This window comes from Desulfobacula sp., from assembly GCF_021107415.1.
Map to the genome: position 1 here is coordinate 1 of NZ_JAIOSW010000441.1, position 14,092 is coordinate 14,092.

Below are 14,092 nucleotides of genomic sequence, written 5' to 3' on the forward strand. Positions count from 1 at the left end.
ACAGAAAATGAATCAGGAAACCATGGCGCTTTATAAAACATATAAAGTAAATCCGGCAAGCGGGTGTTTGCCGTTACTGGTTCAAATGCCTATTTTCTTTGCGCTGTACAGGATGCTTTACCAGGCTATTGAGCTGAGGCATGCACCATTTGTCGGATGGATATCCGATTTATCCGCCCCGGACAGACTGTTTGATTTTAATTTTGCAATTCCAATGATGCAGGCACCCCATGGCATACCCATGTTGACGCTTTTAATGGGAGCATCCTTCTTATTGCAGCAGAAAATGACTCCGACTGCAGGAGATCCCATGCAGGCCAAAATGATGATGTTGATGCCGATATTTATGACGGTTTTATTTATTAATTTCCCGGCAGGATTGGTTCTGTATATGTTTGTGAATAATCTTATATCCATGGGACAGCAGTATTATATTCAAAAGAAATTTTCGTAAATAGGAGGTAATATGGAACAAACCCAGGAATTTAGCGGAAAAGATGTTGATATCGCTATAAAAAATGCCTGTGTAGCATTAACGCTTTCAAAAGATGAATTGGAATATAAAATAATTTCAGAAGGTGCTTCAGGAATTTTTGGAATTGTTGGCAGAAGAGATGCCAAAATCAAAGTTGTTCTTCCTGATAATGACATAGCATCAGAAACAGAACTGGAGGGGATTAAGTCCATTGTGGATGAGGCCTTTGGTGAAGAAACAAGACTGGAAGAACCCAAAAAGGAAGAATCCAAAAAGGAAGAATCCCCAATAAAGGAAGTCAAGTCCTTTGAAGCACCCGAGCCGGTTGATGTATCTGAAGACTCTATTGCTCTTGGCAGCGAAGCATTACAGAGAATGGCAGACCTGATCACGGATGATGCCAAGGTAAGTGCCCAAACCCAGACTGACAGGCTGACCCTAAGCATTGAAGGGGGTAATACCGGTATCCTGATTGGCAGAAAGGGGCAGACCCTTGATGCCATGCAGTTCTTAACCGATAAAATTATCAACAGAAAGAGTGAAGCCAGGGTCAGGGTCAAGGTAGATATCGAAGGATATATGGAAACCCGTAAATCCAATCTTAGACATCTGGCATATAAAATGGCGGACAAGGCCAAAAAGACAGGGCGCCCTGCAACCATCAACCAGATGAGCGCACAGGACAGGCGCATCGTGCATCTGGCATTAAAAGATGACAATAAAGTCCGAACCCAGAGTATGGGTGACGGGTATTACAGAAGACTTGTGATTTTCCCCAAAAAGAAAAATTCCTTTAGAGGGAAACGACGGTTGAGAAGATAGAGCACCATGGATGATACAATTGCCGCAATAGCAACTCCCTTTGGAAGTGGCGGTATCGGTGTCATACGGATCTCAGGGCCAAAGGCCTTTGATATAGCATCAACGCTTTTTTCAAGAAGAAAAAACAGGTCTGAAGGTTTTACAGGTTTAGAATCTCATAGAGTCTATGACGGATATATTTTTGATAGTAAAAACAGGGATATCAGAGACGAGGTGTTACTGATTCCCATGAAGGGACCTTGTTCTTATACGGCAGAGGATGTCGTGGAAATTCAAGCCCACGCCGGCCCCATTGTATTGAGAACTATCTTAGATGAGATCCTTACGCAGGGGGCAAGGCTTTCTGAACCCGGAGAATTTACAAAACGCGCTTTTTTAAACCAGAGAATTGATCTGACCCAGGCCGAAGCTGTTGCAGATATCATTAATGCAAAATCTGTAAGCGCTTTGAAATTTGCAGCATCTCAGAACCTTGGTGCATTAAAAAGGCAAATTCAGGAATTAAGGGAAAAACTGATTCAATTTTTAGCTTTGATTGAAGTGAATATTGATTTTCCGGATGATGTTGAACCCTTTGAACCGTCCCAAACAGAGATAGAGCTGGTTGATGATGTGCTTGAAAAGTGCCGGGAGTTTATCCGGCAGCATGAGGATGCCTGTTTTTTAAAGGAGGGTATTCGGATCACCATCTGCGGTGCTCCCAATGTAGGAAAGTCAAGCCTGATGAACCGGCTGCTTGAACAGGATCGCTCTATTGTAACCGCTATCCCCGGAACCACAAGAGATCCCATTGAAGAAGGCCTGAATATCGAGGGCATACCGTTTGTGATTATAGATACGGCAGGAATTCATCAGACCGATGATCTTGTGGAGATTATCGGTATTGAAAAGGCCAAAGACCATATAACCGCTGCCGATCTTGTGCTGTTCCTGAAAGAGCCGGGAACGCATTTTACTGACAGGGAATTTGAAAAAGTGGTGTCCGTGGAAAATCAATTGGGCAAAAAAGTTATTTTTGTGATTAATAAAATTGATCTTAATGAAGGTAATCTGCCCGAACTTTCAGAAAAATATCAGCACATCCCGAAAATTGAAATCTCAGCCCTCTTAAATAAAGGAATAATAGAGCTAAAACAAAAAATAGTAAATATCTGTATTGCCCGGCTGGATATGGGAAAATCATCTGTTATTCCAAATTTAAGGCATAAAAAAGCCCTTGAACAGGCTGTTGAGAATCTTATGTTTGTAAAAACAGGGTTGAAGCAAAGCCAGGAAGAAGAAATATTGGCAATTGATATTAAAAATAGTATTGATTCTCTTGGAACAATTACAGGAGAAACCGCCTCTTTAGATATATTGGACAGTATTTTTAATAATTTTTGTATTGGCAAATAAAGCCTGCCCGAAATAAAGGATAAACATTATGACATTAGATTTAAGAGAACACTTTGTAAAGTATGAAGCATTGGTCCAAATAGTGGATGCAGTGTTTAACCGAGTAAAAAAAGAATTTCCCAAAGAAGTGTTCTGCCGGGAAAAATGCAGTGACTGCTGTTATGCGATTTTTGATCTGACACTCATAGAAGCGCTTTATTTAAAAAATAAATTTCTGGAAACGATTACAGGCAAAGAGAAAAACGATCTCCTTGAAATTGCCGGCAAAACAGACAGAGCCCTGGTAAAGATGAAGCGCGACGCTTTTAAAAAAGTTAAAAAAGGTGCAGACGAACTGGAGATTGTCGGTGAAATGTCCCAGGAGAGAGTCAGATGCCCCCTTTTGGGTGAAGACAATCTCTGTGTTATGTATGAACACCGGCCGATTACCTGCAGGGTTTATGGTATCCCCACATCTACAGCCGGTGTCAGTCATATCTGCGGTCGAACAAATTTTAAACAGGGTGAAGCTTATCCGACATTGAATATGGATAAAATTTATACCCAGTTGCAGCTTCTTTCCGCCCAATTGGTGAAAGATATTAATTCTGAAAAAATAAGAATGCATGAAATGTTGATTCCTGTTTCAATGGTCATGGTTACAGATTTTAATGAAGAGTATCTTGGAGTCAGAAAAGATGGATGATTTTACCCCCGAACAAATTGAAGAAAAGAAAAAAATGATTTTTGATGCCATGGGCAAAAGAGGACAAAAACAAATTCTCAAAAAAGGCTATGAAGACTGGAACCCGTTCCAGGAGCCCAAAGACCCCATAGATATCAGAAAAGATAAAACCAAGCGAACCTCCCAGATGCTAATCAGGGAATTCCTTTCTATGATTGATCATGATGAATATTCCAACTCCTTTGCCCAGGGAGCCTTTGAAATGTGTCTGGGCATTATCAATAATGATGAAAAGATCAGAGGGATGTTTGAGTTTGCCTGCTTTTATGCAGAACTCTTAAAAAAAGAAGGATATGATTCCCCCTGACATAAAAATGGATATGAAAATGGCCATGAAAGCGGATAAAGAAGATGTTTTAAATATTCTTTTCCAATCTGATGTTAAACTGACGGCTCAGGCCTTTATCAAAGCAATAAAAGCGCAATTTTCAATTTCAATTTTTGAAGCTAAAAAAATATTGCAGCAGCTCATTGATGAGCAGGAACTGTCCTATCATTATCTTTACGGGTCCACTTATGTGGAAAAAAGTTTTTTAAGGCCCGTCTCTATTACAAAGAATTTTATTCTCACGCCCCCGGGATTTCAAGCTCGACCAGATAAAAACGAAATCGGTCAAAACGATATTGATCAACATAGTATCGATTCTAATAATATAGAATTGATTATTGAACAGGGGATCTCTTTTGGGTCCGGACAGCATCCTACTACACAGTTATGTCTTGCCGCCATTGATTTTTGTTTTTTTGAAAAACAGATGATGGATTCCAAAACAAGTTTACCAGGCGCTGACATTGGAACCGGTTCAGGTGTGCTGGCAATGGCCATGTGTTTAGCAGGCCTTACATCATGTAACGCCCATGAAATTGATCCGGTTTCCATTAATGAAGCCAAAAAAAATGTAGCGCTGAACCATCTTACAAAAAGAATTAAAGTGATTGAAGACTATATGAAAGAAAGCAAAAATGCATTTTCAATCATTTCTGCCAATTTAAGATTTCCCACACTGACAACATTGTCTGATATGATTTATGCAAGCTTAATAGAAAATGGTAGTGCCATTATATCCGGTGTCAGGGAATGGGAAAAGGACCAACTTGTCACTCTTTATTCTGAAAAAGGATTTGAGCTTATCTGGCAACAGGATGAGAAAAAATGGTCCGGCTTTGTGCTGGTAAAAAAAGTATGGTAAATATGCCCTATGATAAAAGCTGTTATAAGAATTTTAGTTATTTTTCTGTTAAGCATCCTTTTTTATGGGAATATTTATTTCTGGACCGATGAAAACGGAATCAAACATTTTACCAATATAACACCGCCTTTGAATGAAACGGTTGAAGAATCTAAAGAAAGTAATGCTGTTTTTGAAAATCAGTTATTTAGGGTGTTGAAAGTATTTGACGGGGACACCATAAAAGTCACCGGGTTTGATTTGACATTTAAAATACGGCTTGTGGGAATTGATTCTCCTGAAATTGGATTTAAAGGTCAAAAAAGCCAGCCTTTCAGCCAAAAGGCAAAACAGCATTTAGCAGGCTTAGTGGATAACAAAAAGGTTGCAATTAATAGTTACGGCACAGGAGCTTATAACAGGCAGTTGGCAGAAGTCTTTGTTAATAATAAAAATATTAATATAGAAATGATAAGAGCAGGCCTGGCCGAGGTATATACAGGCAGGCGGCCTAAAAAGCTTGATTCACAGATCTATTTAAAAGAAGAATTAAGAGCCAGGAGAGCCCAAAAAGGGATGTGGATACAGGGTAGCTCTTACAAGAGTCCACGGCAATGGAGAAAAGAGCATCCAAGAAAATAATTTTAGGCTTGCCAAGCTCTTTTTAAGTGTTTATTCTCTTCTTATGTAAAGAATGTCACTTTTTAGAGCAATTTTAAAAGTGTATTTTTTTAAAACTTTTTTTAACTATTATAAAGGAGCCAGCACTTATGAAAGACAGAGCACTGAGACGGCACCAGGATTTAAAAGCAAAAAGAAAAAGTCAAAAAGCTTATAATAGTTGCATTTCAGATTTACCTCAATCCGAAAAGCAAGAGTTGGAAAATAATGTTGAAAAATTAAAAAAAGTTTGTGTATTAAGCCAGTTTGATGAACATTCCCAAAAGGCTACCAAAAAAACACTTCAGGAAATGAAACATGATATTTCCATGGAAGAACAACTATCGCTTAGCTAACCAGAACAATATTTTAATGGAAAGCCTCATTAGGGTTTGAAGTACCTTCACCCGATGAGGCTTTTTTTTGTACGATATTAAAAGGGTATATCATCGTCCGGAATTGGTTCCTGGCCACCTGTCATGCCCGGGCTTGTCGTTCCCTGGAATTGATTGTTGGATCCGGAATCGGCTTGCTGGTTGCCGCCACCACCCTGATATCCGCCTCCGCCGCCTTGGGCATCCTGTTTTCCGCCAAGAAACTGGAAGTTGGTTACCACGATTTTTGTAGGATAATGAGTTTGGCCGTCTTTTTCATAGCTTGTTGTTTGAAGTTTTCCCTCAATATAAACCTCTCTGCCTTTTGACAGGTATTTTTCGCAGGTTTCCGCCTGCCTGCCAAATACGACAATGTTATGCCATTCTGTTTTTTCCTGCCGATCTCCGGTATTTTTATCTGTCCAATATTCACTGGTTGCAATGGAGAAATTCACCACTGCCAGACCTTGCTGGGAATACCTGATTTCAGGATCCCTTCCAAGTCTTCCAATCAGCATCACTTTGTTTAAACTTGCCATGTATACACTCCTTTTTAGGGTAAATTTAAAGATGTTTATTTTTTTAAAATATTTACCTGATTCAAAACCCGGTGTCAAAGAGATATTTTTTTAATATTGACAATCTTTGGGTTTAGGCTTATGTTGCTATTAAGGTAGCAACGTTTTGGAGAGAAAAATGGATACATATTCAAATTTAAAAGAACTGGGATTCTCGCAATATGAGGCTGCGTGTTATATGGCACTTGTGGGCAGTCATCCGGTTAACGGTTCCCAGTTGAGTAAGATTTCGGGGATTGCCAGATCAAGGATTTATGATGTGTTGCGGAGCCTGATTTCCAAAGGGTATGTGATTGAAGTCAATTCCGGTCAGTATGCCCCGCTGCCCTCGGATGAGCTTGTCAGAAGGTTAAAAAGAAGCTTTAACAGCAATATTGAGACGTTTGAAGATCAGATTTCAAACGCATCCCAAAAAGATGATTTTGAATTTGTCTGGACCATTACAGGATATGAGAATGTCATGGAAAAAGCCCTGGAAATGATTAAGCAGGCAAAAGAAGAGATCTATATCAGGCTGTTTCCTAAAGCAAACAGGTATTTGGATGAGTATTTGATTGAGGCAGATAAAAGAGGGGTTAAAATCCGCTATATTGCCATGGGAAAGGTCCCGAAAAAATTTGATATTCAAGTCATGCACCCGGATCATGAACACTTGCAGCAGATCATTGGCGGACGCTCCTTAGAAGTGATTATAGATAAAAAAGAAGCCCTTGTCGGGATATTTGAAACGGGTAACGAAGATAATTCACCCATTAACTGGACAAGAAATCAATGGTTTATCGTGGCCAATCGCGACAGTCTTCGTCATGATTTCTATCATTGCTTTCTGGAAAAAATACTGGACCGGCACCAGAAACTGACGAAAGACGAAAAAAGAATTTATAAAATTATAAAAGAAGATAATTAGAGGAGGTGTAAGATGACTGCAATGAGAAAAATACATTATTTCAATGGATTCTCCAATGAGAATGATAAAACCATTTTTAATCTGGAAGAAGATTATGGGGCCCACCATTATGAGAGAATAAATCTTGTTGTCCGGCATGCAAAAGGATGCTGGCTGACAGATGAAAAAGGCAATAAATATCTGGATTGCCTGGCAGCATATTCGGCAGCAAATCCGGGTCATCATCATCCCACTATCACCAATGCGGTCATGGATGCCCTGATCGGCAATTATGCCTCTGTATTGTCCAATGTCGTGTTCACAGATCCTTTGGGAATTTTTCTTTCCGAGGTTGCAAAGTTTGCTCCCCAGATGGCCCCCAGGTTTGGAAATTACGGTAATAAAGCGCTTCCCAAAAACGGTGGGGTGGAATCCGTTGAAACAGCCATAAAAGCCATGCGGTATTTTGGATTCAAGCATAAAGGGATTCAAGACGGAAATCAGGAAATTATTGTTTTTAATGAGAATTTTCATGGCAGAACTATTTCCATTGTCTCTTTTTCATCCAGCAAAAAATATAAAGAAGGGTTTGGTCCTTTAACCCCGGGTTTTGTGTCTGTTGAATTCGGCAACCTTGAAGATGTAAAAAAGGCCATCAATAAAAATACCTGCGGAATCCTTGTGGAGCCCATGCAGGGAGAAGGCGGAATGAAAATACCCCCCAAAGGCTTTCTCAAAGGTCTTCGGGATCTTTGTGATGAACAGGATCTTTTGCTGGTATGTGATGAAATCCAGGTGGGAATGGGAAGAACAGGAAAAAAATTCTGCTTTGAACATGACAACATTATTCCGGATGGTGTTATTCTTGGAAAAGCCTTATCAGGCGGTCTTGTTCCCCTTTCTGTTTTTATCACCAATGCAAAGATCATGGATATGGTTTTTTCCAAAGGGTCAGACGGATCAACCTTTGGTGGTTATCCCCTTGCCTGTGTAGCCGGTACTGCTGCTTTAAAGGTATTTGAAGAAGAAAAACTGGCAGAGCAGGCCGCCCGGAAAGGGAAAATACTAAAAGAAAAAATTGAAGAGATTGCAAAAAAATCCCCTCATGTCAAAGAAGTTCGGGGGAAAGGGCTTTTCATCGGTATTGAGGTAAAAAAAGGCAATGCCATGGATTTTTGCCAAAAACTTTTAAAGCTCGGGTTGATCGTTAATGACAGCCACGGCCATACCATCAGGATTTCCCCTCCCTTAATTATTAATGAGGAAGAAATGGATTTTATGGTTAAACAGCTTGAAAAGGTTTTACTGGACTAAGATCAGGATTGGAAAAATGAGCGGCTGCTACAGAAGTTTTTATCCGCAATATTTTTTAATAGAGCGAGCCGCTCATATCTCATTCCATGCTTTTTTACTTTTATTGATTTTTTTATGGATATTCTCCCAGGTTTTAGTTGTGAGAAAAGAGTCTTTATACCGGTCTATCATCTGGATAAACATCTCAAAAGGAATGGTAAAAGAAAGTTCATCTGTTTTAAAAAATTTTCTGGCAGACGGGTCCCATCCTCCGACAACAGCCCTGTTTTTTCCTTTTGCAAGATAGTGCAAAGGCCAGACTGCCAGACTGCCGCAGGCAGCACTCCAGGGTGAAGCCACAACCTCGGGATCATTTGTTACAAAAGCGGCCAGCTGGTGAAGGCCGCTCAAAGATTCCGGACGTGTGAAAAAAGAGACAAGTAACGGGATTTCATCCTCAGAGAACTGGCTGATGGGTTTAAACACACAATACGTCTTGGCAGCGGGGACAGGATCAACATATTCAAATATTTTTCTTAAGTTGTCCGGAGAATCACAATAAAGTTCACCTTCCATCCTGCCGGGAACTCCTGAGGATACATAATGAATAATGGTTTCAGCCTGGGGTTTGTTAAATCCAAGCCAGAAGGCTCCGCCAGGACATCCAAACTGGGATGATGAAAAATAAGCAGCTGTCTTTTTCTTCCTGGCAAGCCAGATCTTGCCGATAACACAGGAAAATCCGCCAAATATTTCCTGCCAGTTAATTTCATTTTTTTCTTCCTTTTCCCGTGTCGGCAGATCCATGGGGTTGGGGGAGTATCCTTTATCCGGTTTGGTGTCTGTAAAAAACATTCCCATGGGTTCTTCATTGATTCCTAAAATATTGAGAAAATCAGGAATAGCGGATTTGATCTGATGCTCCATGATACCTCCTTTGATGGTGGTTTGTGTAGATGCCATACCTGTTTTATTTAGTAAATGAAATCCAAAAGGAAAGCAATAAAGAAAAGGATTAATAAAAACCTGAACTTTTGTTATAAGTACTTTTTAGTACGGGCAAAACTATATCAAAAAATTATATGGGAGCGATATATTCTATGAATCACGCAAAGTTTAAAATCATCACAAGACTTACTCTTCTGTCTGTAATTTTTCTTTTCATGGCAGGTTGCAGTACAGCCTATTATACGACTATGGAAAAGTTCGGTAAAGAAAAAAGGCATATTTTGATTGATAATGTTGAAGATGTCCAGGAAAGTCAGACAAAAGCCCAGGAAGAGTTCAAGGATGCCTTAACAAAAATTAAAGAACTCTATGCCTTTGATGGCGGAGATCTGGAAACTTTTTATGACAAGCTCAAGGACAGTTATGAGGATTGCGATTCCAGAGCAAAACAAATTGAAAAGAGAATTAATGATGTGGAGCAGGTGGCCAAAGATCTGTTTAAAGAATGGGAAGCTGAGATTGCCCAGATCAATGATGTTAAATTGAAAAACAGCAGTAAAAAATCGCTTAGGGATGCAAAAATAAAATATCAGAAACTTGAAACTATAATGAATAGATCAACAAAGGGGATGTATCCGGTATTAGTCAAACTCAAAGATTATGTCCTTTACCTGAAACACAACCTGAATGCAAAGGCGGTTGGATCTTTAAGCGGCGAGGTCGTCTCTATTGAAAAGGATGTGGCGGGACTCATTAAGGATATGAATGCATCCATAAAAGAAGCACAAAGTTTTATTAATAATTTTTAAAAATGATATTGGAGTTTTCAGGATGAAGGTGGATGGAAAAAATATGAGACCGATCTGGTTTGATAAGGCATCTGAAACGGTTCAGGTGATAGACCAGAGGTTTCTCCCCCACAAATTGGTTATAGAAGATTTAAACACCGTGGACAATACCATTTATGCCATAAAAGAGATGGTTGTAAGAGGTGCCCCCTTGATTGGCGCCACAGGGGCATTGGGGGTCTACATCAGCCTTGTGCAGGAAAATAATAAGGGTGCGGATAATGAATACCTGGTTTCAGAATGCAAACGGCTTAAGAACGCCAGGCCAACTGCTATGAATCTTTTCTGGGGTGTTGACAGGGTTTTGTCTGTTGCATTAAAGCATGAAAATTATGAAACACGGGTTAAAGCAGCTCTTGATGAAGCATTGGAAATTGTAGAGGAAGAGGCAATCAATTGTCAAAAGATTGGTGAGTATGGAATGCCCATTATTGAAGAAATCAGTAAGAAAAAAAATGGGGAACCGGTCAACATTTTAACCCACTGCAATGCCGGCTGGCTTGCCTGTATCGAATACGGCACTGCCACAGCACCCATCTATACTGCATTTGACAATCATATCAATGTCCATGTCTGGGTGGATGAGACAAGACCTTTAAATCAGGGCTCCCGTCTTACGGCATGGGAATTGGGAAAACATGGAGTGAACCATACCGTGATCACTGACAATGCAGGGGGCCATATCATGCAGCATGGCATGGTGGACCTTGTTATTGTTGGAACCGACAGAACCACCCGGGCCGGAGACGTGGCCAATAAAATCGGTACCTATTTAAAAGCCCTTGCAGCAAAAGACAATAATATTCCATTCTATGTGGCACTGCCGTCAAGCACCTTTGACTGGGATATAACAGACGGTATTGCCGATATTCCCATAGAAGAAAGAGATCCTGACGAAATCAGGTATATCCAGGGTTTTTGCAATGGGAAAATTGAAAAAGTGCTGGTACCTCCTGAGACAAGCCTGGCGGCCAATCACGCCTTTGATGTGACGCCGGCAAGGCTGGTCACAGGATTTATAACGGAGCGAGGCGTATGCAGGGCAACGGAACCCGATATCATATCCTTATTTCCTGATAAGCAAAAATGACAGGGATCTATTTTTTATGATGCTGAGGTGCTATGTCTAAAAAAGAAATGTTTAATGAACGGTATAAAACCGGAAAGACTCCATGGGAGCTTGAAAGGCCGGATTCAAATCTAATAGAATTCGTAAAAAAGAAAAGTATCCTGCCCTGCAAAACCCTTGAAATTGGATGCGGTACCGGCAGTAATGCCATCTGGCTGGCTCAGAAAGATTTTGATGTAACAGGAATTGACTTTTCATCTTTGGCCATTGAAAAGGCCAAATTAAAATCCAAAAAAGAAGGGGTTGAAATTGGGTTCATTGTAAATAATTTTTTTAAACAAAAAGAGAATGAGTCAGACTTTGAATTGATATTTGACAGGGGATGTTTCCATTCCTTTGATGAAAAAAAAGACAGGATAACATTTGCAAGGAATGTAAGTCTCCATCTAAAAGAAGGCGGACAATGGTTCAGTATTATAGGCAATGCCGATGCTGGCCCAAGGGATATCGGTCCTCCCATGAGATCTGCCCTGGATATTGTATCTGCCGTGGAACCTTATTTTGAGATAGTATTTCTTGTCTCGGCTATGTTTGATTCAAACCGTGAAAAGACGGCCCGATGCTGGAAATGCTTAATGAAAAAACGAAAAAAAGGAGCAAAATGAAAAACAAGACCATTGCCATTCATAAAGGCACGTTAAGGGATTTGAAAACAGGCGGAGTAAATACACCGATTTATACCTCATCAGCCTATAATTATCTCAGCAAGGATGAAACCTTTTATCCACGATATTTTAATACACCCAATCAGGATGCTGTGGCAAAAAAAATAGCCGCTTTTGAGCATTCCCAGGCAGGCCTGGTGTTCAGTTCAGGTATGGGTGCCATGTCAACTTCGATCCTGGCATTTGCAGGAGCTGGTGATCACGTTGTCATGCTGGATGCCCTCTATGGTGGAACACATCATTTTGCCACGGAATGGTTTTCCCATTTCGGCATTGAGTGTAAATTTACAAAAACCAGTGCTGATGATGTGATCAATGGAGTGACGCAGAAAACAAAAGTTATTGTTATCGAATCTCCCACCAATCCGCTTTTGGCTGTGGTTGATATTAAAAAAATTGCCCAATTTGCAAGAAAAGAGAAGATTACCACCATTATTGACAACACCTTTGCAAGTCCTGTGAATCAAACCCCTTTAGATCTTGGAATAGATATTGTTGTTCACAGTGGAACCAAATACCTTGGCGGGCACTCTGATCTGTGCTGCGGCATGGTGGCCTGCTCCCATGAAAAAATGAAGAAAATCTTGAGCCTTGCCAGAGTATTGGGTCCAAGTCTTGATCCAAGGATCTGTTATCTTTTGGAAAGAAGTATGAAAACCCTTATGTTAAGAGTAAAGGAACAGACAAAAAATGCCATGGAAGTGGCGCAGCATCTGTCTGATCACCCTGATATTGCCAGGGTGTATTACCCTGGACTTGAAAATTTTGAAGGCCACGAAATCGCAAAACGCCAGATGAATGGTTTTGGTGCCATGCTCTCCTTTGAAATCAAGGACAAAGATCCCAATCAGTTTATTGAGGGATTGAATATCATAAGTCCGGCCGTCAGCCTGGGAGGTGTGGAGTCGACCATATGCTCTCCAAGTCTTACCTCCCATGCAAAAATGTCAGCCGGGGAAAGACTGAGAATCGGGGTGACAGATTCTCTTTTAAGATTATCCATTGGACTTGAGGATGCAGATGATTTAAAACAGGACCTTGACAATGCACTGAAAAAAGTTTCACATAGTTCCTGATTTTAACCCAAATATTAACCAGGTAGAATAAAAAAGAAAATCCTTATGCTGACAGATTTAGAAAAAAAAATAATTGCCCTGCTGCAAACCGATATTCCGGTTGTCAAACGGCCATTCCTTGAAATGGCTGAAAAGATAGATATCACGGAAGAAAAATTTTTAAGTATTTTAAAAGATCTCAATGACAGAGGGATAATCAGACGGTTTGGTGCTACATTGAAACATCAGAAATCCGGATTTAAGGCCAATGCCATGGTGGCCTGGAAAGTGGATGAAGACAGGGTGGAAAAAACAGGGAACATCATGGCTACCTTTAGAGAGATTACCCATTGCTATAGAAGAGATCCCGCTCCGGGTTGGAAATATAATCTGTATACCATGGTTCATGCGTCCAATGAAGATGAATGCTATGCCCTTGTAAAAAAGATTTCCAAAGCTGTGGGAGAAGATGAGTATGAGCTTTTATTCTCCAGAAAAGAGCTTAAAAAAACATCCATGAAATATTTTGAAGACTGATTCACCCCACATTCTCTGTATAAATCCCTGGATTCATGATTTTGCTGCTTTTGATTTCTGGGCAAAACCGTTAGGACTTTTGTCCATTGCCGCCATCCTTCGTGAAAACGGATTAAAGGTAAGCTTTATTGATTGCCTTGACAGGTTTCATTCAAAAGAATCCAAAAAAACAAAAGTGCTTTGGGATGGCAGGGGGCCGTTTAGAAAGACAGAAATTGCTTTGCCCAAAGGGCTTGAAAATATCGGTAAAAAATTTTCCCGGTATGGCATAAAACCTCAATGGTTTTCAGCAGATTTAAAAAAAATAGAAAAACCGAATCTTATTTTTATCACTTCCTTGATGACCTACTGGGCTTCCGGGGTCAAAGAGACTATAGAGATGGTGAAACAAGTCTATCCGGATATACCGGTTGTACTGGGGGGAATTTATGCAAGCCTCTGCCATGATCACGCAAATAAAGATACTTTGGCAGACCTGGTGATAAAAGGCCCCGGGGAGCATCACTTAAAAAAAATTATTAAAGATTTCACCGG

General features: G+C 40.2%; 18 protein-coding genes. 16 read left to right on the forward strand and 2 right to left on the reverse strand.

What is annotated here, in order from left to right; all coding sequences use genetic code 11:
* From yidC to K8S13_RS22100, 8 genes are all read left to right on the forward strand, one after another.
* Positions 1-454, forward strand: a 454-nt coding sequence (gene yidC / locus K8S13_RS22065) for a membrane protein insertase YidC (RefSeq protein WP_291465883.1), incomplete at its 5' end; no start/stop codon positions are given.
* Between the two features lie 12 nt (positions 455-466).
* Positions 467-1,297: an RNA-binding cell elongation regulator Jag/EloR gene (gene jag / locus K8S13_RS22070; RefSeq protein WP_291465884.1), complete on the forward strand. Its 831-nt coding sequence runs from the start codon at positions 467-469 to the stop codon at positions 1,295-1,297.
* 6 nt (positions 1,298-1,303) lie between these two features.
* Positions 1,304-2,692, forward strand: coding sequence for a tRNA uridine-5-carboxymethylaminomethyl(34) synthesis GTPase MnmE (mnmE, locus tag K8S13_RS22075; protein ID WP_291465885.1), 1,389 nt, complete (start codon positions 1,304-1,306; stop codon positions 2,690-2,692).
* 28 nt (positions 2,693-2,720) lie between these two features.
* The gene (locus K8S13_RS22080; RefSeq protein WP_291465886.1) at positions 2,721-3,377 is read left to right on the forward strand and encodes a YkgJ family cysteine cluster protein; all 657 of its coding nucleotides are present in this window, start codon (positions 2,721-2,723) and stop codon (positions 3,375-3,377) included.
* Positions 3,370-3,723, forward strand: a complete 354-nt coding sequence (locus tag K8S13_RS22085) for a hypothetical protein (protein WP_291465887.1) — start codon at positions 3,370-3,372, stop codon at positions 3,721-3,723. The genes K8S13_RS22080 and K8S13_RS22085 overlap by 8 nt, the downstream gene beginning before the upstream one ends.
* Positions 3,710-4,606, forward strand: a complete 897-nt coding sequence (locus tag K8S13_RS22090) for a 50S ribosomal protein L11 methyltransferase (RefSeq protein WP_291465888.1) — start codon at positions 3,710-3,712, stop codon at positions 4,604-4,606. The genes K8S13_RS22085 and K8S13_RS22090 overlap by 14 nt, the downstream gene beginning before the upstream one ends.
* A 9-nt stretch (positions 4,607-4,615) precedes the next feature.
* On the forward strand, positions 4,616-5,227 hold the full coding sequence (locus K8S13_RS22095) for a thermonuclease family protein (RefSeq protein ID WP_291465889.1): 612 nt from the start codon (positions 4,616-4,618) through the stop codon (positions 5,225-5,227).
* A 128-nt stretch (positions 5,228-5,355) separates the two neighbouring features.
* Positions 5,356-5,601 (forward strand): hypothetical protein, encoded by a 246-nt coding sequence (locus K8S13_RS22100; protein WP_291465890.1) that lies wholly within the window; start codon positions 5,356-5,358, stop codon positions 5,599-5,601.
* 77 nt (positions 5,602-5,678) lie between these two features.
* Here the strand turns inward: K8S13_RS22100 and K8S13_RS22105 are convergent, their stop codons facing one another.
* Positions 5,679-6,158 (reverse strand): single-stranded DNA-binding protein, encoded by a 480-nt coding sequence (locus tag K8S13_RS22105; RefSeq protein ID WP_291465891.1) that lies wholly within the window; start codon positions 6,156-6,158, stop codon positions 5,679-5,681.
* A gap of 157 nt (positions 6,159-6,315) precedes the next feature.
* On the opposite strand from K8S13_RS22105, the gene K8S13_RS22110 reads away from it, so the two are divergent.
* A complete protein-coding gene (locus K8S13_RS22110; protein ID WP_291465892.1) occupies positions 6,316-7,104 on the forward strand; it encodes a TrmB family transcriptional regulator in 789 nt (262 codons plus the stop codon).
* A 12-nt stretch (positions 7,105-7,116) separates the two neighbouring features.
* Positions 7,117-8,397: an ornithine--oxo-acid transaminase gene (rocD, locus tag K8S13_RS22115; protein ID WP_291465893.1), complete on the forward strand. Its 1,281-nt coding sequence runs from the start codon at positions 7,117-7,119 to the stop codon at positions 8,395-8,397.
* Positions 8,398-8,469: 72 nt separating this feature from the next.
* On the opposite strand, the gene K8S13_RS22120 is transcribed toward rocD, so the two are convergent.
* Positions 8,470-9,303: a DUF169 domain-containing protein gene (locus K8S13_RS22120; protein ID WP_291465894.1), complete on the reverse strand. Its 834-nt coding sequence runs from the start codon at positions 9,301-9,303 to the stop codon at positions 8,470-8,472.
* A gap of 173 nt (positions 9,304-9,476) precedes the next feature.
* Between K8S13_RS22120 and K8S13_RS22125 the strand changes: the two genes are divergently transcribed.
* The 6 genes from K8S13_RS22125 to K8S13_RS22150 form a co-directional block, all read left to right on the forward strand.
* A complete protein-coding gene (locus K8S13_RS22125) occupies positions 9,477-10,133 on the forward strand; it encodes a DUF2959 domain-containing protein (RefSeq protein WP_291465895.1) in 657 nt (218 codons plus the stop codon).
* Between the two features lie 22 nt (positions 10,134-10,155).
* Positions 10,156-11,262 carry an S-methyl-5-thioribose-1-phosphate isomerase gene (mtnA, locus tag K8S13_RS22130; protein WP_291465896.1) on the forward strand — a complete coding sequence of 369 codons (1,107 nt, stop codon included), beginning with the start codon at positions 10,156-10,158 and terminating at the stop codon, positions 11,260-11,262.
* Positions 11,263-11,294: 32 nt separating this feature from the next.
* On the forward strand, positions 11,295-11,906 hold the full coding sequence (locus K8S13_RS22135) for a class I SAM-dependent methyltransferase (protein ID WP_291465897.1): 612 nt from the start codon (positions 11,295-11,297) through the stop codon (positions 11,904-11,906).
* Complete coding sequence (locus tag K8S13_RS22140; protein ID WP_291465898.1) at positions 11,903-13,042, forward strand: PLP-dependent aspartate aminotransferase family protein; 1,140 nt, start codon at positions 11,903-11,905, stop codon at positions 13,040-13,042. Before K8S13_RS22135 ends, K8S13_RS22140 begins: the two co-directional genes overlap by 4 nt.
* Positions 13,043-13,087: 45 nt before the next feature.
* Positions 13,088-13,558, forward strand: coding sequence for an Lrp/AsnC family transcriptional regulator (locus K8S13_RS22145; protein WP_291465899.1), 471 nt, complete (start codon positions 13,088-13,090; stop codon positions 13,556-13,558).
* Positions 13,548-14,092: cobalamin-dependent protein (locus K8S13_RS22150; protein ID WP_291465900.1), on the forward strand; the 545-nt coding region annotated here is incomplete at its 3' end. The genes K8S13_RS22145 and K8S13_RS22150, both read left to right, overlap by 11 nt.

Excerpts from the sequence above, each read along its gene's own strand:
- K8S13_RS22135 (WP_291465897.1), top strand. The coding sequence starts at position 11,295 with ATGTCTAAAAAAGAAATGTTTAATGAACGGTATAAAACCGGAAAGACT.
- K8S13_RS22100 (WP_291465890.1), top strand. The coding sequence starts at position 5,356 with ATGAAAGACAGAGCACTGAGACGGCACCAGGATTTAAAAGCAAAAAGA.
- K8S13_RS22095 (WP_291465889.1), top strand. The coding sequence starts at position 4,616 with ATGATAAAAGCTGTTATAAGAATTTTAGTTATTTTTCTGTTAAGCATC.
- K8S13_RS22105 (WP_291465891.1), bottom strand. The coding sequence starts at position 6,158 with ATGGCAAGTTTAAACAAAGTGATGCTGATTGGAAGACTTGGAAGGGAT.
- rocD (WP_291465893.1), top strand. The coding sequence starts at position 7,117 with ATGACTGCAATGAGAAAAATACATTATTTCAATGGATTCTCCAATGAG.
- K8S13_RS22110 (WP_291465892.1), top strand. The coding sequence starts at position 6,316 with ATGGATACATATTCAAATTTAAAAGAACTGGGATTCTCGCAATATGAG.
- mnmE (WP_291465885.1), top strand. The coding sequence starts at position 1,304 with ATGGATGATACAATTGCCGCAATAGCAACTCCCTTTGGAAGTGGCGGT.
- K8S13_RS22085 (WP_291465887.1), top strand. The coding sequence starts at position 3,370 with ATGGATGATTTTACCCCCGAACAAATTGAAGAAAAGAAAAAAATGATT.
- K8S13_RS22145 (WP_291465899.1), top strand. The coding sequence starts at position 13,088 with ATGCTGACAGATTTAGAAAAAAAAATAATTGCCCTGCTGCAAACCGAT.
- jag (WP_291465884.1), top strand. The coding sequence starts at position 467 with ATGGAACAAACCCAGGAATTTAGCGGAAAAGATGTTGATATCGCTATA.
- K8S13_RS22080 (WP_291465886.1), top strand. The coding sequence starts at position 2,721 with ATGACATTAGATTTAAGAGAACACTTTGTAAAGTATGAAGCATTGGTC.
- mtnA (WP_291465896.1), top strand. The coding sequence starts at position 10,156 with ATGAAGGTGGATGGAAAAAATATGAGACCGATCTGGTTTGATAAGGCA.
- K8S13_RS22125 (WP_291465895.1), top strand. The coding sequence starts at position 9,477 with ATGAATCACGCAAAGTTTAAAATCATCACAAGACTTACTCTTCTGTCT.
- K8S13_RS22120 (WP_291465894.1), bottom strand. The coding sequence starts at position 9,303 with ATGGAGCATCAGATCAAATCCGCTATTCCTGATTTTCTCAATATTTTA.
- K8S13_RS22090 (WP_291465888.1), top strand. The coding sequence starts at position 3,710 with ATGATTCCCCCTGACATAAAAATGGATATGAAAATGGCCATGAAAGCG.
- K8S13_RS22140 (WP_291465898.1), top strand. The coding sequence starts at position 11,903 with ATGAAAAACAAGACCATTGCCATTCATAAAGGCACGTTAAGGGATTTG.